We start from the raw sequence: 14,535 nt of genomic DNA, 5'->3' as shown, positions 1-14,535 counted from the left end.
GTGGTGGACGTATCGCCAGGTTGTGACGACGAAACCCGACGCCTACTTCTTGGGCGGCTCTTCCGATGCACCACGCTTCTTGTCGCTGGCGGCATCCTTGTCGATGAGATTGAGAAGATCGTCAGGCAGCGGTTCGCTTGCGATCTCATCGTACATCGCGTGAAGCTGCTTGTGCAGCCACATGTCGAACGGCCGATCACTGCTGCGAGGCTTCGAACGCGCCGGGCCACCGGCGCGTCCGTCCTCGGGCTTGTCGTCGTTAGTGGCCATAACATGCTCCCCGGAGACGGAACTCCACTCCGCGGGATCCTGTCCGACCCATCCAACTCTCCCCCTGGGACCACTCATGACTTTGTCGCACCCAAACGTCGGTCGTGAAAGAGGACTTTTAACGAGTCGCGACCGGGGAATCGTCATCGCGGAGGTAGGCGGACGTCCGGCCGGGGCCGGACGAGGGGCGGGCTTCCCCTTCCAGCAGGAGCCGCTCGAGCGTATCGCGCGCGCGAGAGATGCGGCTCTTGACCGTGCCGACCGATACACCGGTATGTTCGGCGATCGTCTCGTAGGGCAGGCCCTCGAGCACCGCCAGAAGCAGAGCCTCGCGCTGCGCCGCAGCAAGCTTCCCGAACGCCGACATGAATTCACGCATGACGAGGCCACTTTCCTGATGAGCGGGATGAGAAAGTGATTCGGCGATTGCGGTGTCAACTGGCACCGTCGGACGCCGGCGGCGCAGTCCCGAAATGAACTCGTTTCGCTGAATGCGAAACAGCCACGCCGCTAGGTTGGTACCAGGCTGGAAACTGTTCCGGCCGGTCAGAGCCTTGATCACGGTGTCGTGGACGAGATCCTCCGCCGCGTCCCGGTCGCGCGTCAGGGACAGGGCGTAGATGCGCAGGCGGGGCAGGACGGTCTTGAGCTGCTCGTGAAAATCCCCAGTGGCTTCATCCTGCTTGGTCTGCGTGGTCATTGGCAATCTCCGGAAAGTTGCGTCCTGTGGTGAATGAATGCCCGCGTCCCGGTTTGGTTACACAAGAATGGATGAATCTGCTAAGTGATTGGAATATAAGCGGAAACGGTTCCGGAGACTCTTTCGAACGTCTCTACTGGAGCTTTTCTGAGAGATACTTCCGTGCGCGGGAGACGCGTGCCTTCAGGGTGCCAACCGAACAGCCGCACAACGCGGCGGCTTCTTCGTAGGAGAAGCCGCCCGCGCCGATCAACACCAGGGCTTCACGCGATTGGGGGTTGAGCTTCCACAGTTCCGTGGAGAGTTCCTTCAAGGCCATCGTCGCTTCGGGATTGTCCACCGCGGGCAACGGCGCCGCTGCCTCACTGTCGATCGTCAGTGGGCGGCGACGCTGGGTCCTGAGATCGGAATAGAAACGGTTACGCATGATGGTGAAGAGCCAGCCCTTGAGATTGGTGCCCGGCGTGAACTGCGTCTGCTTGTCGAGAGCGGCGAGAATGGTGTTCTGCACGAGATCGTCGGCCGCCTCGCGCTCGCGACACATGAAGCGTGCAAACGCACGAAGATCGGGGAGGAGTGCGACGATCTCTTCTTTCATCGTTTCTCCATTTGGGGATGACGTCGCGACGGTGAAAGGGCGAATCTCGATAGCGGCCCGGAGACAGGCTGCTCTTTTCCGCACGGAGCGCCGCAATCGGTTGGTGTGGAACCAGCAAGGCTGTCATGCGTTGTGCTGCCGACATTCATGCCATGACGAGGACTGTATGGGACGCGCGGCAATCCTTTGGCTTTTGGGGGTACCGATCCCGGTGCTGCTGCTGATGTGGGTGTTGGGCTGGCTCCATTGAGGACGAGATAACAGGGGACAGGCAGTCGGAAATTGCGGACGGGAGTCTGGATCCCGTCCGCAAGCATTTTGCAGGGCCGGACGCGGGGCAGCGTCGAATTGGGCCTGGCCACTGGTGATAGTGCAATAGTGAGTTGTCTGCAGGCGCCCGCGGCGTACTGTAGGCCTTGTACCGCGCCGGCCTGCGGCAAGGTTGTTGGAGCGATGAGGGAGAACGACGTGGCTGATGAGCAGGTAGCTTCGAAGAAGGTGTCCGAGGCGATCACGAGGACGCTGCCCTTCCTGCGTCGGTATGCGAGGGCGGTTACCGGTTCGCAGCAGCGCGGCGATGAATGGGTTCGCCTTTGCGCCGAGGTCGCCGTTGAGCAGCCGGAGCTCATCGCCGGGGCCGAAGACACCAAGCTCGGCGTGTTTGCCCTGTTCCATCGGCTTCGTCAGCCGTTCGGCGATCTGGAGGAGGCGGCAAGCGACGGCGAAAGCGTCCGCGGCCGCCTGAAGGAATCGCTCACCGAAATGGCACCGATGCAGCGTCAGGTCCTGCTCCTGACGGTGCTGGAAGGCTTCACCGTGGGCGATGCGGCCCATATTCTGGGCGTCAGCGTCGACGCCGCCGAGCGCAGCCTCGAGGAAGCGCGCCGGGAACTCCAGCGTGTCGCCTCGGTTCGCATTCTCGTCATCGAGGACGAGGCCGTCATCGCGCTCGACGTTGCCGACATCGTGCGCAACGCCGGCCACGAGGTCGTGGGCATCGCCGCGACCGAAAAGGCCGCCATCGAGCTCGCCAAGAAGCATTCGCCGCACCTCGTGCTGGCCGATATCCAGCTTCGCGGCTCCGACAGCGGCATCTCCGCCGTGAACCAGATCATGAAGTCGATGTCCGTCCCGGTGATCTTCGTGACGGGCTTCCCCGAGCGTCTGTTGACCGGAAAGCAGGTGGAGCCGGCTTTCGTGATCTCCAAGCCGTTCGATCCTGACCTTCTTCGCGCGGCGATCGCACAGGCTCTCGATACCGTATCGATCTGAGCCCGAGCAGAGCCGTGGCGCGATGGTCGCTTCGCTCCAAGCTCGTCACGCTCGTTGCGCTGGCCTTGCTGCCTGTACTCGGGGTGGCGGCTTGGCAGGCTGAACGCCAGGAGGAGGCCGATGCCGCGCAGCGGGTTGCCGCGCTGGGCTCGGTATCCGACCTGGCGGTGGCGCGCTATGCCAGCCTCTTCGAGGCGTCGCGGCGCCTCCTGTCGGCTGCTTGTGCCGACAAGTCCATCGAGCAGAGCGCATCGAACGATCCGCCCGCGTCCGCCATTGCACAGTGCGGGAGCTATCTGTCGAAGGTGCTCGCCGCATACCCCGGTCAGTATTCGACCGCACTTGTGACTGGCGAACAGGGCATTGCACGATGCGCAAGTGACCCCAAGGCTGTCGGCATGTCATTCGCCGATCGCGATGTCTTCCAGAAGGTGCGGCCCGCCACGGAACTCGTCATCGGCGATACGATCGCCAGCCGCATCACCCCGAACGCAATCATTCCTATCGCCATTCCCATCATTCGCGACGGCGCGTTTCGCGGCATGTGCGCCATGGGCATCTCGTTGAGAGCGCTGGCGCAGGCGGCCGCCCAGGCGGACAGCACTGGCGGGACTGCCGTGGCCGTGGTCGATCGGTCGGGGGCCCCCATCGGGGGCGATGCAACGGCAATGCGGCGGCTGCCGGTGCCGGCACGGCTGGCCGAGGTCCTGACCGGCAGCCAGGTCAGGTTCTCCGACTTCGGACAGGACGGCTCGTTCTACGAATTTCGTGTCCGGCCGGTTGGCGGCAACGCTCTTTTTGCCGTGGTGTCGGCACCGGTCGGCGACTCTGCGCTGGCTTTTGCCGGAGCCTGGGCGCCGTTTTTCCTCGTCGTGGTCGCGTCGCTGGTCGTGCTGCTGGTGATCTGGTTTGGTGCCGACCGCTGGTGTGTCCGGCCTCTCCGCTATATCCAGGATTTTGCCGACAAGGTCGCTCGCGGGGAAAACATCACCCTGTCGCCGCCACGACCATGGAGTCCCGAAATGGCCTCGGTCGGGGCGGGCGTGACGGCGATGGCGGAAGCCATCGCCAGCCGCGAGGCCGCCCTGCGGGCCAACCTGGAGCAGCGCGACCACATGCTTCGCGAGATCCATCACCGGGTGAAGAACAACCTGCAGATGATATCGAGCCTGCTCAACCTCCAGGCCGGCGAGATCAGGTCGCCGCGCATCCGGCGCTTCTTCGGCGATGCGCAGAACCGCGTTCTTACGCTGTCGATTCTGCACCGCCATCTCTACGAGCGGTCGAGCTGGTCGCTGGTCGACTTCCAGCAGTTCATCAGCGATCTCGTGCGGCAGATATCGGTTGGCCGCAGGCCGCTCGGCCATCAGGCGCCGCGCTATCACATCCGCGCGCCGATCATGGCGGTTGGTCCGGACACGGCCATTCCCATCGGCCTGATCGTCACGGAAGCCGTGAGCATTGCGCTCACCCATGATTTCAGCAAGGCGGCCACGCCGGAAGTCCGCATCGAGACGAGTGAGCGCGGCGAGGAGGTCCAGCTCGTCATCGAGGACAATGGCGTTGCCCGGGATGGTGGCGCACCGATCCCAGACGCGAAGGGTGGCTTTGCCCTCACCTTGATCCGCGGACTGGCCATGCAGCTGGGCGGCGAGGTCACCATCGAACGCATGCCCGAGGGCGGCAACAGGGTAATCGTCGTCTTTCCGATGCCTGCCGCGGACGAGCCGGCAAATGCCTAGCCTCCTGCGATCGGCACGTTCGACCGGGGTCATCGCCGGAATCATCCTCGCCGTGCTGATCGCGACAGGCCTCATGCTGGCCTTCACGCATTCCAAGTCGGCGGCGCGGCAACAGCGCCTGGTCGTGGCCAACTACGAGACGATGGCGTTGATGCGGGAGATGGTGATCGCCGTGCAAGATGCCGAGATCGGGCTGCGCGGTTTTCTGCTGACCGGCGATGTCTCGAGCCTGGAGCCCTATGAGCGCGCGCGCCTCAGGATCGAATCGAGCATGCGCCAGCTCGAGGCCGCCGTGGCGGACGATCCCGATACCACGCGGCAGTTCGATGAATTCCGCAGCGTTACGACTCAGAAATTCGACCAGCTGAACGCTACGGTCGGCGCGTATCAGCTCAATGGTCGCGAGGCGGCCCTCGCGCTCGACCGGACGGGCGCAGGCCGGGCGATGCTCAGCCAGGTCAGGCTGCTGAGCGATGCTCTCGTCGAAGGGCAGAGGCTCCTGCTGGCGCGGCGCCTCACGGCCCTGCGATCGGAGCAGGAACAGGCGGACATGGCCGGTCTGCTCGTGATGGGCGGAGCGTTCGTCTGCCTGATCGTCGGCATCTACATCATCGTTCGCGGCGCCGGCCGCCTGGAGCGCAGCCAGCATGCTCTCGCCGGCCGGTCGCGCCTCCTCCAGGCGACCCTGGAGAGCCTGCGCGATCCGATCTTCGTGATCGACGGGGAGCGGCGTGTCGTGGCGTGGAACGAGGCCTTCGCCAGGCTGGCGCAATGGGAGCCGGGCAAGCAGGCGCCACCAACCCTGGATCAACTGCTCTCGGACCGCTCACCCGCGACCCGTGCGCTGCTCCTGCCGCTCGACCTCGCCACGACTCCCGCCAGGGGGCCGGCCGTGGTCCGGGTTGCGCATGACGGTCGTGACTACGAGATCTACCGTGGCGAGATGTCGGGCGGTGGCGCCGTGGTGCGATGCGTCGACATTACCGAGAAGCTGCGTGACGAGGCTGCCCTTCGGCAGGGCCAGAAAATGGAAGCCACCGGCCAGCTCACCGGTGGCATGGCACACGACTTCAACAACATCCTGCAGGTCATTCGCGCGAACCTCGATCTGCTGAAGGGCGAGGCCGCCGAGAATGCCGCGATGCTGTCGCGCGTGCAGAGCGCGACGGCGGCGGCGGATCGCGGCGCGCGGCTCACCCAGCAGCTCCTGGCCTTCGCACGGCGTCAGCCGCTCACGCCGCAGCCCACTAACATCGCCAGGCTGGTCGGCGACCTTGCCGACCTGATGCGCCACTCGCTGGGCGAGCGCATCGCCATCGAGCTCAAGATTGCCGAGAATCCATGGAACGCCAGGATCGACGCGGGCCAGCTCGAGAACGCCATCCTCAATCTGGCCATCAATGCTCGCGACGCCATGCCCGACGGTGGCACGGTTCGGGTGGAAGTCTCGAACGCCACCCTCGACCGCCGCTATGCCGCCCTTCATCCCGAAGTGACGCCCGGTCCGTATGTCCTGGTCGACGTCAGCGACACCGGTACCGGCATGCCGCCCGAGATTGCGGCGCAGGCGTTCGATCCATTCTTCACGACGAAGGGCGACGGCAAGGGCACGGGCCTCGGCCTCAGCATGGTCTACGGCTTCGTGCGCCAGTCGAATGGCCATATCCGCATCGACAGCGCGATTGGACAGGGCACCAGCATCAAGCTCTATCTGCCGCGAACCGAGGATCCGGTCGTCGAAGAAGCGGCTGACCCAGCCAGCGCCGTGAGCGGCAGCGAGCGAATCCTCGTTGTGGAGGACAGCGAAGACGTCCGGCGGGCCGTCGTCGACATGCTGAAGGGCTGGGGGTATCGGGTGGAGGCTGCCGAGGATCCCGATGTTGCGGCGGCGATCCTGGAGAGGGATTGCGCGTTCGACCTGCTGTTCACCGATATCGTCATGCCTGGGACGATTACCGCCGTCGAGCTGGCGCAACTGGCGCAACGCCTGCGGCCCGGAATCGCGGTCCTCCTGACGTCCGGATTCGCTCGCGGCCTGATCCCGGACCATTCGCGGTCGGGTTATCCCATGATCGCCAAGCCCTACAGCAGCGATGCGCTTTCAGCCAAATTGCGCAGCGTGCTGGCAAACCGGCGGCCCATATCCCCACCGGAACCCGACGCTTCCTCGGAAGAGGTCGCCCCGCCGGCCGCTGGGGGAGGGGCCAGGCGCGTCCTGCTGGTCGAAGACGAGGTCCTGCTTCGCATGTCGACCACGGACATGCTGGAACGGCTGGGATGTTCGGTATCCGGGGTCGGCAGCGGCGAGGCCGCTCTGGACCTGCTGGAACATGAAGCGGGCTATGATCTTCTGGTGACCGACGTGGGCCTGCCGGGGATGAGCGGCGAAGAACTCGCAACAAAGGTGCGGGAACGCTACCCGTCGCTGCCTGTCGTAATTGCCAGCGGCTACAGCCGCCCGGGCCTGCAGGGCGACGGAATCCAGTTCATCTCCAAGCCTTATTCGTCGATCGACCTGCAGCAGGCCCTCGACCACACTGTACGCAAGTCGGGCTGAAGCCATCCACAGACCGCCCCAAGAATCCCGCGCGACGGCTGCAACCCCGCACGATTTTGCGGCGTTCATCTGTTCAGGATGGGGCAATCGTGGAGGGGATCATGAAGTCCAAGCAAGTGCCCGAAACGTCGAACATCATGACGCAGGATCGTTCGGACCATGGCCCACTGGCGGGCGAACTCATGGACCTCTACGTCGCCATGATCATCGTCATTCCGATCGCGTTCGCCCTGAAATCGCTCTGGGTTTAGGCGCGGGTCGCGCCCGGGTCGGCCTCAAACGACCCCGGCAACCTCGGTTTGGCCGCCCCGTTACCAGGTCCCAACAGGAGGTTCTCCATGCGATCAATCGTCAAGCTGGCCGCATGCGCCGGCTTCGCCATCGTGTCACTGCCGCTCGTCGCCAACGCGCAGACGCCCGGCCAGACGACCGCTCAGAGCGACGCCAAGACGCTTTGGGAAAAGCTCAAGGGCAACTGGAATCAGACCAAAGGCGCCGTGAAGGAGCAATGGGGCAAGCTCACAGACGACGACCTCCTCGCCATCGAGGGCCGTCGCGACCAGTTGGTCGGCAAGATCCAGGCCCGCTACGGCATCTCGAAGAGTGAAGCCGAGGCGCAGGTCGTCACCTGGGAGAAGTCCCGCATCAAGGATATGTGAGGAGTGATGATCATGAAGCGCTCCGCTCTTCTGGCAACGCTGGCCGCTTCGGTCGTCGTCGCCTCGACGTCGGCGTTTGCCCAGGCGCCTGGCACGGTCGGCGCTGGGGTTTCGACCAACGGGCTGACGCAGTTCAAGGACGAACGGACCGGAAAGGTCTGGACGCCCGAGAATGTCAGCAAGGACAATCAGACCCCGCAACAGCAGGCGGCTATGCCGAAGACGCCGGCGGACAAGGCGTTCGATCCGAGCGCCCAGTCGGTGGCAACCCAAGTCGTCGTTCAGAGGCCGCGAGGCAACCTGATGGGGACCGTACCCATCACTGCCGGTCCGACGGTGCCCGTCGTGGTAATCGACAGCCCGTGGCTTCAGGCCGTGCCGCAACAGAACTGGTTGACCGTGGTTTATGTCACCAACAACAGCGGAAGCGTCGTCGATCCGGTCGTGGGCTGCACCTTTACGAACGGCGGTCGTCCGGTCCAGGACACGCGCGTGGTCCTTTCTCCGGCCGGCCCCGGCGAGCGTTGGGGTGTCCCCGTCTACGGGCCGCCCGTGTCGACGTTCGTCGATCGGGTGACCTGCCGTATTCTGTCCCCGGCGTAACCGCCTTTCGAAACGGTGGGGGCCGGCCTCTCCGAAAGGAGAGGCCGGCCCGTTTCGTTTGACCTGAAACACCGGTACGGTGGTGCCCTGGGGACAAAGGGAAATCCTGCACATGCGTAGCACTGTTTTTGGACGTCGGACGGCACTGGCAGGCGGTGTCGCCCTGGCGGGCGCGTCTTTGATCAGGCCGCGCGAGGCGCGGGCGGCCAAGGGGCTGACGGTGGTCCTGGAATCCGAGGTGACGATCCTCGATCCGCACGCGACGACGGCCGCGATCACCCGGACCTTCGGCACCCATGTCTTCGACACGCTTTTCGCCATGAACGACAAGGGCGAGATCAAGCCGCAGATGGTCGAGAGCTTCGACAGCAGTCCCGACAAGCTCACCTGGACCTTCGTTTTGCGCGACGGGCTGAAATGGCATGACGGCAACCCGGTGACGGCCGAGGATTGCGTGGCCTCGCTGAAGCGCTGGGCGGTGCGCGATCCGTTGGGCAAGATGTTGATGGCGGATACGGATACGCTGGAAGCGACGAACCAGAAGACCATCAGGTTTGTCCTCAAGCAGCCGTTCCCGCTGCTGCTCGACGTGCTGGGCAAGCCCAATGCACCGCTGCCGGTGATGATGCCGGCCCGTCTTGCCGCGACACCGGCGGACCAGCGCATTCCCGAGCCGATCGGGTCCGGTCCCTTCCGCTTCCTCAAGAACCAGTGGCGGCCCGGCGATTCCATGGTGCTGGAGCGCAACGCCGCCTATTTACCGCGCAAGGAAACGCCGGATTTTCTGACCGGTGGAAAGAACGTGAAGATCGACCAGCTCACCCTGCGCGTGATGCCGGACCCGTCGACCGGTGCCAACGCGCTGATCGCGGGCGAGATCGACTACATGCAGTACCTGCCGTTCGACATGCTGCCGGTCCTGGAAAAGGAGAAGTCCGTCAAGCTCTTGGGCCTGGGCGGTATTCACCAGTTCCAGGGCAATTTCCGACTGAATCATGCTTTCCCGCCGTTCGACAATCCGGCGGTGCGCAAGGTCATGTGGAAGCTGGTCGACCCCGATGCGACGTTGACGGCGATCGGGGTGCCGGACAAGTACCAGACGAAGAATTGCGCTTCGTTCTGGATGTGTGGCGCGCCGCTTTCGACGGATGCGGGCGCCAGCGGCAACAAGTTCGACCTCGCCGCGGCCCGTGCCGAACTGAAGGCTTCCGGCTACAAGGGCGAGCCGGTCATCATCCTCGAAGTCGCTGGATCGATTAGCCAAACCGCTTCGCAGGTGCTGGTCCAGAACATGAAGGACGTTGGCTTCACCGTAGAGCAGCAGCCGCGCGACTGGCCGACCGTTCTGGCGCGTCGTGCCAAGAAGGATGGCTGGTCGATGTTTCCGGTCTATTCAAACGGAACGGACATGTTCTCGCCGCTCACGCACTTCTATATCGCGGCGACCTGCAACGACTTCCCGGGCTGGTCCTGCGACAATCGCATTCCCGACCTGCTAAAGGCCTACACGCGGGCCGGCACGCTCGAGGAACGCCGCAAGATCGCCGCCGACATCCAGGTCCTCGCCTATGAACTGGTCCCGGCCGTGATGTGGGGGCAGTTCACGAGACCCGCCGGATATCGCAGCGACCTGAAAAACCTCATCCAGTCGTCCTACCCCATGTTCTGGGAAGTCGACCGCTAGCGGCAACCGGTCCCGCGCTCGCCCCGTTGCGGGGCGGGCGTGCCCAATGACAGGTGGACGATGACAGTCACGCACAATGTCGCGCAGCAACGATATGAACTTCAGGTCGATCATGGCCTGGCGATTGCCGCTTATCGCCAACAGGGCGACTCGCGGGTCTTCACACATACCGAGGTTCCGCCAGAGGACGAGGGCAAGGGCATCGGTGCGAGGATCGTGAAGGCCGCCTTGGAGGACACGCGCAATCAGGGTTTCAGAATCGTCCCCGCCTGCAGTTTCGTCGTTGCCTATGTGCGCCGGCATCCGGAGTTCGACGACAGCAAGCGCTGATCAGGGCTTCACGACAAGAAAGGCCACGACCGTCGCGGCTGCCGTTGCGACGGTGCCCCACGCCAGGTCGACGGCGCTCACGGCCATCGGCCAGCCGCGCAATGTCGCCAGGTTGGTGAGATCGTAGGCCGCGTAGACACAGAAGCCGAACAAGCCGCCATAGAGTAAGGCGCTCGCCCAGGTGCCGGCATTGACCGCGGGCGGGACCGCGAACACGGCAATGCCGGCAGCGTGCACGAGATAGAAGAGCAGGGCGATGCTCCAGACCGGCTTGTCCAGGAGCATCTGCCCCAGCCGCGCCTTGTAGAACTCGCGGCTGACGACGCCCAGCCACAAGCCGTCGAGAATAGCCAGTATGACGAGCGCGACGAGATAGCTGACGGCCAGGGTTTTCATCGACGAAACTTAGTGTGTGAGCAGGTACCAGGCCAGTGCCATGCCTCCCGCCGCGCCGATGAACGAGACGATGAGCACGGTGATGACGCGCCCGGTAACGACACCGCTGCGGGCTTCGGTCGGAGTAACTTCGGGCTGCATAATACGTCCTCCTCATTCGTCGAGGTAACGCCCGCGTGAAGGAGAGGGTTGCCCGGTGGAACCCGTAGTCGCGCCCCGACGTTCATTCGCGCAACACCTGCCAATGCGCGGAAGGAGCAAGCAAATGTTGTACTGGGCCCTGATGTTCCTCGTGATCGCCCTGCTGGCCGGCATTTTCGGCTTCGGCGGCATCGCCTCGACCGCTACCGGCATGGCGCAGATCCTGTTCGTGATCGCGCTGATTCTTTTCGTCGTCAGCCTGTTTGCTGGTTTCGTCCGTCGCAATCTCTAGGCGCTGAAGTGATCGCGGAGCAGGGAGCGGGCTTCATTCCCTGCCTCGCGGTGCCAGCAATTGATGATGGCCACCCGGAAGCCGCCGGGTGGCATGGCGTGCTTCTCCGGCGCCATCGATTCGTGAAAAGTGATCTGGACGCTCGATACGCCTGCCATTCTCTCAATCCCTTCGAGGAGCGCAGGAGGCGGATGGTAATAGGAACGACCGTGCGGCATGAACAGGACGACGCTGTAGCCCGTACGCCTGTCACGATCCTCGTAGAGCCACTCCTGCTGCGCGTAGAGCCGCACCAGCGCTTCGACCCAGCCTTCGCCATAGAGATCCGGCCACTGGTCGGAGAACCGCAGATGCATCTCGATGATCCGTCCGCCGATCGTCTCAAGATTCACCATGCCGGTGTATCCTGCGAGGTGTTGCCGGCACCAGTCGCCCGCGCAGCTTTCGACGGCGGGCTCGGGCCGGGCGCGGATCTCCCAGGAGTCGAACGTGCCGTCGCCGCTTGCAATGCCAGCAGCATGCCGCCACCACCTCGGCGCACCGTCGACCAAGGCTACGTCGCTGCTGATGTGTTCGCCGTCGAGCAAGGGCATCCACATGTGACCGGGCTGATACGCGGCCTCGTAGTCGGCCTGTGAGCGTAGCGCTCGGCTGCCGACACCCATGCCCTTGAGGTTGTAGACCGGCTTGGAAAAAACCGGATAGGTCTTCGGCGCCACGCCATGGGGCGCCGCCTCGAGTCCCTGCCGTGTCGCTACGGCCAGCTTGTCATAAGTCCAGCGGTGTTGCGGGTTCCAGAGCCAGGCATCCGAGTCCTCAGTCGGTATGAAGACGTGCGCAGGGCAAGCCACCTTCGCGAAATATTGAGTGCGCCACGGGTCGATCTCGCAAATCGGCACTTGCTTCCCTCATCAGTACGAGCGGACGCTACAGGGTGAGCGTCCGGTGGCGCCCTTGCAACCGACCGGCGCGGCACCACGTTATGGCGTGCGGAGGTCCCGTGGCAAAATCGATGACGCTTTCCGCGGAGATGCGCGGCCTCCATACCTTCCAGGTTGTCCGTTCCCGCAGCGAGGAACTTGCCGCTCCGCTCTCGGCGGAAGACCAGACCGTGCAGTCGATGCCGGACGCGAGCCCCACCAAGTGGCACCTCGCGCACACGACGTGGTTCTTCGAGACGTTCGTGCTGCGGCCGTACGCAAGCGGCTACCGCATCTTCGATCCCGCCTACGAATATCTCTTCAATTCCTACTACGAGGCGGTGGGGCCGCGGCACCCAAGGCCGCAACGCGGGCTGATCACGCGGCCCGGTGTCGAGGAAGTGCTGGCCTATCGTCGCCACGTCACGACCGCCATGCTCGATTTCCTGCGGCGTGAACATCAAGCGCATGACCTCGTCGAATTGGGGCTGCAGCACGAGCAGCAGCATCAGGAGCTGATCCTGATGGACATCAAGCACGCACTCTCCCTGAACCCGCTGCGGCCCGCCTATAGAACCGCCCCGACCAGGAAGGCGCAGGCAGTGCAAGCCATGGGCTGGCGCGAGTTCGAGGGCGGCCTGGTCGAGACCGGACATGACGGGCAGGGCTTCGCCTTCGACAATGAGGGACCGCGCCACAGGTGCTGGCTGGACGCGTTCGCCATGGCAATCCGTCCGGTCAATTGCGGCGAGTATCTCGGCTTCATCGAGGATGGCGGCTACCGTCGGCCGGAGTTCTGGCTGTCAGCCGGCTGGGACTGCGTGAAGCAGCGCGGCTGGGAGGCCCCCCTCTATTGGGAGAAGAAGGACGGGGCCTGGCACGTCTTCACACTGTCGGGCCTCGAACCGGTCGATGCGACGCGGCCGGTCTGTCACGTCAGCGCCTTCGAGGCTGCCGCCTTCGCCAAGTGGTCGGGCAAGCGACTGCCGCGCGAAGCGGAGTGGGAGATCGCCTCCGCTGCGGTGGAAGGCATCGGCGAGGTCTGGGAATGGACGGCGAGTCCATATGTCGCCTATCCCGGCTATCGCGAACCAGCCGGTGCCGTCGGCGAATACAACGGCAAGTTCATGTCCAGTCAGATGGTGCTGCGTGGCGGATGTACGGCAACGCCAGCCGGCCATGTCCGCCCCACCTATCGCAACTTCTTTCCGCCCGACGCGCGCTGGATGTTCGGCGGAATCCGTCTCGCGGAGGATCTCCGATGAATGTCCCGCTTCTGGCGATGGATGGCGGCGATGCCGCCGATCGCGAGGATTTCCGTCGTGCCGTTCTCTCGGGGTTGGGCGGATCGCCGCGCGCAATTCCCGCGAAGTTCCTCTACGACGCTCGTGGCTCGGCGCTATTCGACTCGATCTGCGAACAGCCGGAATACTATCCCACGCGAACCGAGACCTCGATCCTGCGGGAATGCGCGGCCGACATCGCGCGCCTTGCCGGACCGGGATGTGCGCTCGTCGAATACGGCAGCGGATCCAGCGTGAAGACCCGACTCCTGCTCGAGGCGATGCCGGATCTTCACGCCTATGTGCCGATCGACATCTCGCGCGAGCACCTCGATGCGACGGCACGGCGGCTGCGCGAGGACTATCCGTGGCTGCGGGTCGATCCGGTTTCCGGCGACTACATGGCGATCGACGCGCTTCCGTCCGTGATCAATGGTGCTCGCCGGATCGGCTTCTTTCCCGGTTCCACGATCGGCAACCTGATGCCGGAGGAGGCGGTGCTCTTTCTGCGCCGTGCGCGCCGGCTGCTGGGAAGCGACGGCGCTTTGATCCTGGGCATCGACCTCAAGAAGGATCCACGGCTTCTCCACGATGCCTACAACGACGCGGCCGGCGTAACGGCGCAGTTCACGTTGAACCTCCTTCGACGCATGAACCGCCAGCTGGACGCTAACTTCGACCTCTCGGCCTTCGCCCACGAGGCGTTCTATATTGAGGCTGCAGGCCGCATCGAAATCTACTTCCGCAGTCTCCGCGATCAGACGGTCATGGTTGCCGGCCGCCGATTCACCTTCGCGAAAGGCGATCGGGTCCATACCGAGTATTCCTACAAATATGACACCGCCGGCATCGGCGAACTGGCCCGGCAGGGCGGATTTTCGATTGCCCATACCTGGACCGATCCGGCCCGGCTGTTCGCGATCGTCTTCCTCACTTAGGCCGCAAGAGAAAGCCCGCTCCCGAGGTGTTCAGGAGCGGGCTGGGACGCCGGATGGGGAGAGGGGCGTTGCTGAGCGGGGGCAGAGGCAACGCCAACTATCCGGTCGCGTCAGATCAACGGCGACCGAGCCCTTGGGGTTGCTGACTGG

The 14,535-nt window shown here is 64.2% G+C and carries 16 protein-coding genes and 1 pseudogene; 11 read left to right on the top strand and 6 right to left on the bottom strand.

What is annotated here, in order from left to right; genetic code table 11:
• Window positions 1-42 precede the first annotated feature (42 nt).
• From Q0Q48_RS12075 to Q0Q48_RS12065, 3 genes are all read right to left on the bottom strand, one after another.
• Window positions 43-270, bottom strand: coding sequence for a NepR family anti-sigma factor (locus Q0Q48_RS12075; protein WP_295137833.1), 228 nt, complete (start codon window positions 268-270; stop codon window positions 43-45).
• A 118-nt stretch (window positions 271-388) separates the two neighbouring features.
• Window positions 389-970 (bottom strand): sigma-70 family RNA polymerase sigma factor, encoded by a 582-nt coding sequence (locus Q0Q48_RS12070; RefSeq protein ID WP_295137831.1) that lies wholly within the window; start codon window positions 968-970, stop codon window positions 389-391.
• A 133-nt stretch (window positions 971-1,103) separates the two neighbouring features.
• Complete coding sequence (locus Q0Q48_RS12065; RefSeq protein ID WP_295137829.1) at window positions 1,104-1,568, bottom strand: sigma-70 family RNA polymerase sigma factor; 465 nt, start codon at window positions 1,566-1,568, stop codon at window positions 1,104-1,106.
• Window positions 1,569-1,916: 348 nt separating this feature from the next.
• Here Q0Q48_RS12065 and Q0Q48_RS12060 point away from each other — a divergent pair, with 348 nt between their 5' ends.
• From Q0Q48_RS12060 to Q0Q48_RS12025, 8 genes and pseudogenes are all read left to right on the top strand, one after another.
• Window positions 1,917-2,840: a response regulator gene (locus tag Q0Q48_RS12060; protein ID WP_295137828.1), complete on the top strand. Its 924-nt coding sequence runs from the start codon at window positions 1,917-1,919 to the stop codon at window positions 2,838-2,840.
• Window positions 2,841-2,854: 14 nt separating this feature from the next.
• Complete coding sequence (locus Q0Q48_RS12055) at window positions 2,855-4,582, top strand: sensor histidine kinase (protein WP_295137826.1); 1,728 nt, start codon at window positions 2,855-2,857, stop codon at window positions 4,580-4,582.
• Window positions 4,575-7,139, top strand: coding sequence for a response regulator (locus Q0Q48_RS12050; protein WP_295137824.1), 2,565 nt, complete (start codon window positions 4,575-4,577; stop codon window positions 7,137-7,139). The genes Q0Q48_RS12055 and Q0Q48_RS12050 overlap by 8 nt, the downstream gene beginning before the upstream one ends.
• 101 nt (window positions 7,140-7,240) lie before the next feature.
• The gene (locus Q0Q48_RS12045) at window positions 7,241-7,390 is read left to right on the top strand and encodes a hypothetical protein (protein WP_295137822.1); all 150 of its coding nucleotides are present in this window, start codon (window positions 7,241-7,243) and stop codon (window positions 7,388-7,390) included.
• A gap of 207 nt (window positions 7,391-7,597) precedes the next feature.
• Window positions 7,598-7,798: pseudogene (locus Q0Q48_RS12040) on the top strand (CsbD family protein); the annotation flags it as partial.
• Window positions 7,799-7,810: 12 nt separating this feature from the next.
• Window positions 7,811-8,401, top strand: a complete 591-nt coding sequence (locus tag Q0Q48_RS12035) for a hypothetical protein (protein ID WP_295137820.1) — start codon at window positions 7,811-7,813, stop codon at window positions 8,399-8,401.
• A gap of 112 nt (window positions 8,402-8,513) precedes the next feature.
• Window positions 8,514-10,085, top strand: coding sequence for an ABC transporter substrate-binding protein (locus Q0Q48_RS12030; protein WP_295137818.1), 1,572 nt, complete (start codon window positions 8,514-8,516; stop codon window positions 10,083-10,085).
• A 60-nt stretch (window positions 10,086-10,145) separates the two neighbouring features.
• Window positions 10,146-10,415: a GNAT family N-acetyltransferase gene (locus Q0Q48_RS12025; RefSeq protein ID WP_295137816.1), complete on the top strand. Its 270-nt coding sequence runs from the start codon at window positions 10,146-10,148 to the stop codon at window positions 10,413-10,415.
• Here Q0Q48_RS12025 and Q0Q48_RS12020 read toward each other — a convergent pair whose 3' ends face one another.
• Entirely contained in the window at window positions 10,416-10,811 is a 396-nt protein-coding gene (locus Q0Q48_RS12020) for a DUF2177 family protein (RefSeq protein WP_295137814.1), read from the bottom strand.
• A 9-nt stretch (window positions 10,812-10,820) separates the two neighbouring features.
• Window positions 10,821-10,952 carry a hypothetical protein gene (locus Q0Q48_RS12015; protein ID WP_295137812.1) on the bottom strand — a complete coding sequence of 44 codons (132 nt, stop codon included), beginning with the start codon at window positions 10,950-10,952 and terminating at the stop codon, window positions 10,821-10,823.
• 124 nt (window positions 10,953-11,076) lie between these two features.
• Here Q0Q48_RS12015 and Q0Q48_RS12010 point away from each other — a divergent pair, with 124 nt between their 5' ends.
• Window positions 11,077-11,244, top strand: coding sequence for a DUF1328 domain-containing protein (locus Q0Q48_RS12010; RefSeq protein ID WP_295137809.1), 168 nt, complete (start codon window positions 11,077-11,079; stop codon window positions 11,242-11,244).
• On the opposite strand, the gene Q0Q48_RS12005 is transcribed toward Q0Q48_RS12010, so the two are convergent.
• Window positions 11,241-12,143 carry a hypothetical protein gene (locus Q0Q48_RS12005; RefSeq protein WP_295137807.1) on the bottom strand — a complete coding sequence of 301 codons (903 nt, stop codon included), beginning with the start codon at window positions 12,141-12,143 and terminating at the stop codon, window positions 11,241-11,243. The genes Q0Q48_RS12010 and Q0Q48_RS12005 overlap by 4 nt on opposite strands.
• Before the next feature lie 101 nt (window positions 12,144-12,244).
• On the opposite strand from Q0Q48_RS12005, the gene egtB reads away from it, so the two are divergent.
• Together egtB and egtD are read left to right on the top strand one after the other, a co-directional pair.
• Window positions 12,245-13,429, top strand: coding sequence for an ergothioneine biosynthesis protein EgtB (gene egtB / locus Q0Q48_RS12000; protein WP_295137805.1), 1,185 nt, complete (start codon window positions 12,245-12,247; stop codon window positions 13,427-13,429).
• Window positions 13,426-14,385, top strand: a complete 960-nt coding sequence (gene egtD / locus Q0Q48_RS11995) for an L-histidine N(alpha)-methyltransferase (protein ID WP_295137803.1) — start codon at window positions 13,426-13,428, stop codon at window positions 14,383-14,385. Before egtB ends, egtD begins: the two co-directional genes overlap by 4 nt.
• Window positions 14,386-14,535: the final 150 nt, after the last annotated feature.

Origin of the sequence: uncultured Reyranella sp., from assembly GCF_945957355.1 — a bacterium.
Lineage (GTDB): Bacteria > Pseudomonadota > Alphaproteobacteria > Reyranellales > Reyranellaceae > Reyranella.
This window is presented reverse-complemented; position numbering and strand designations above follow the sequence as displayed.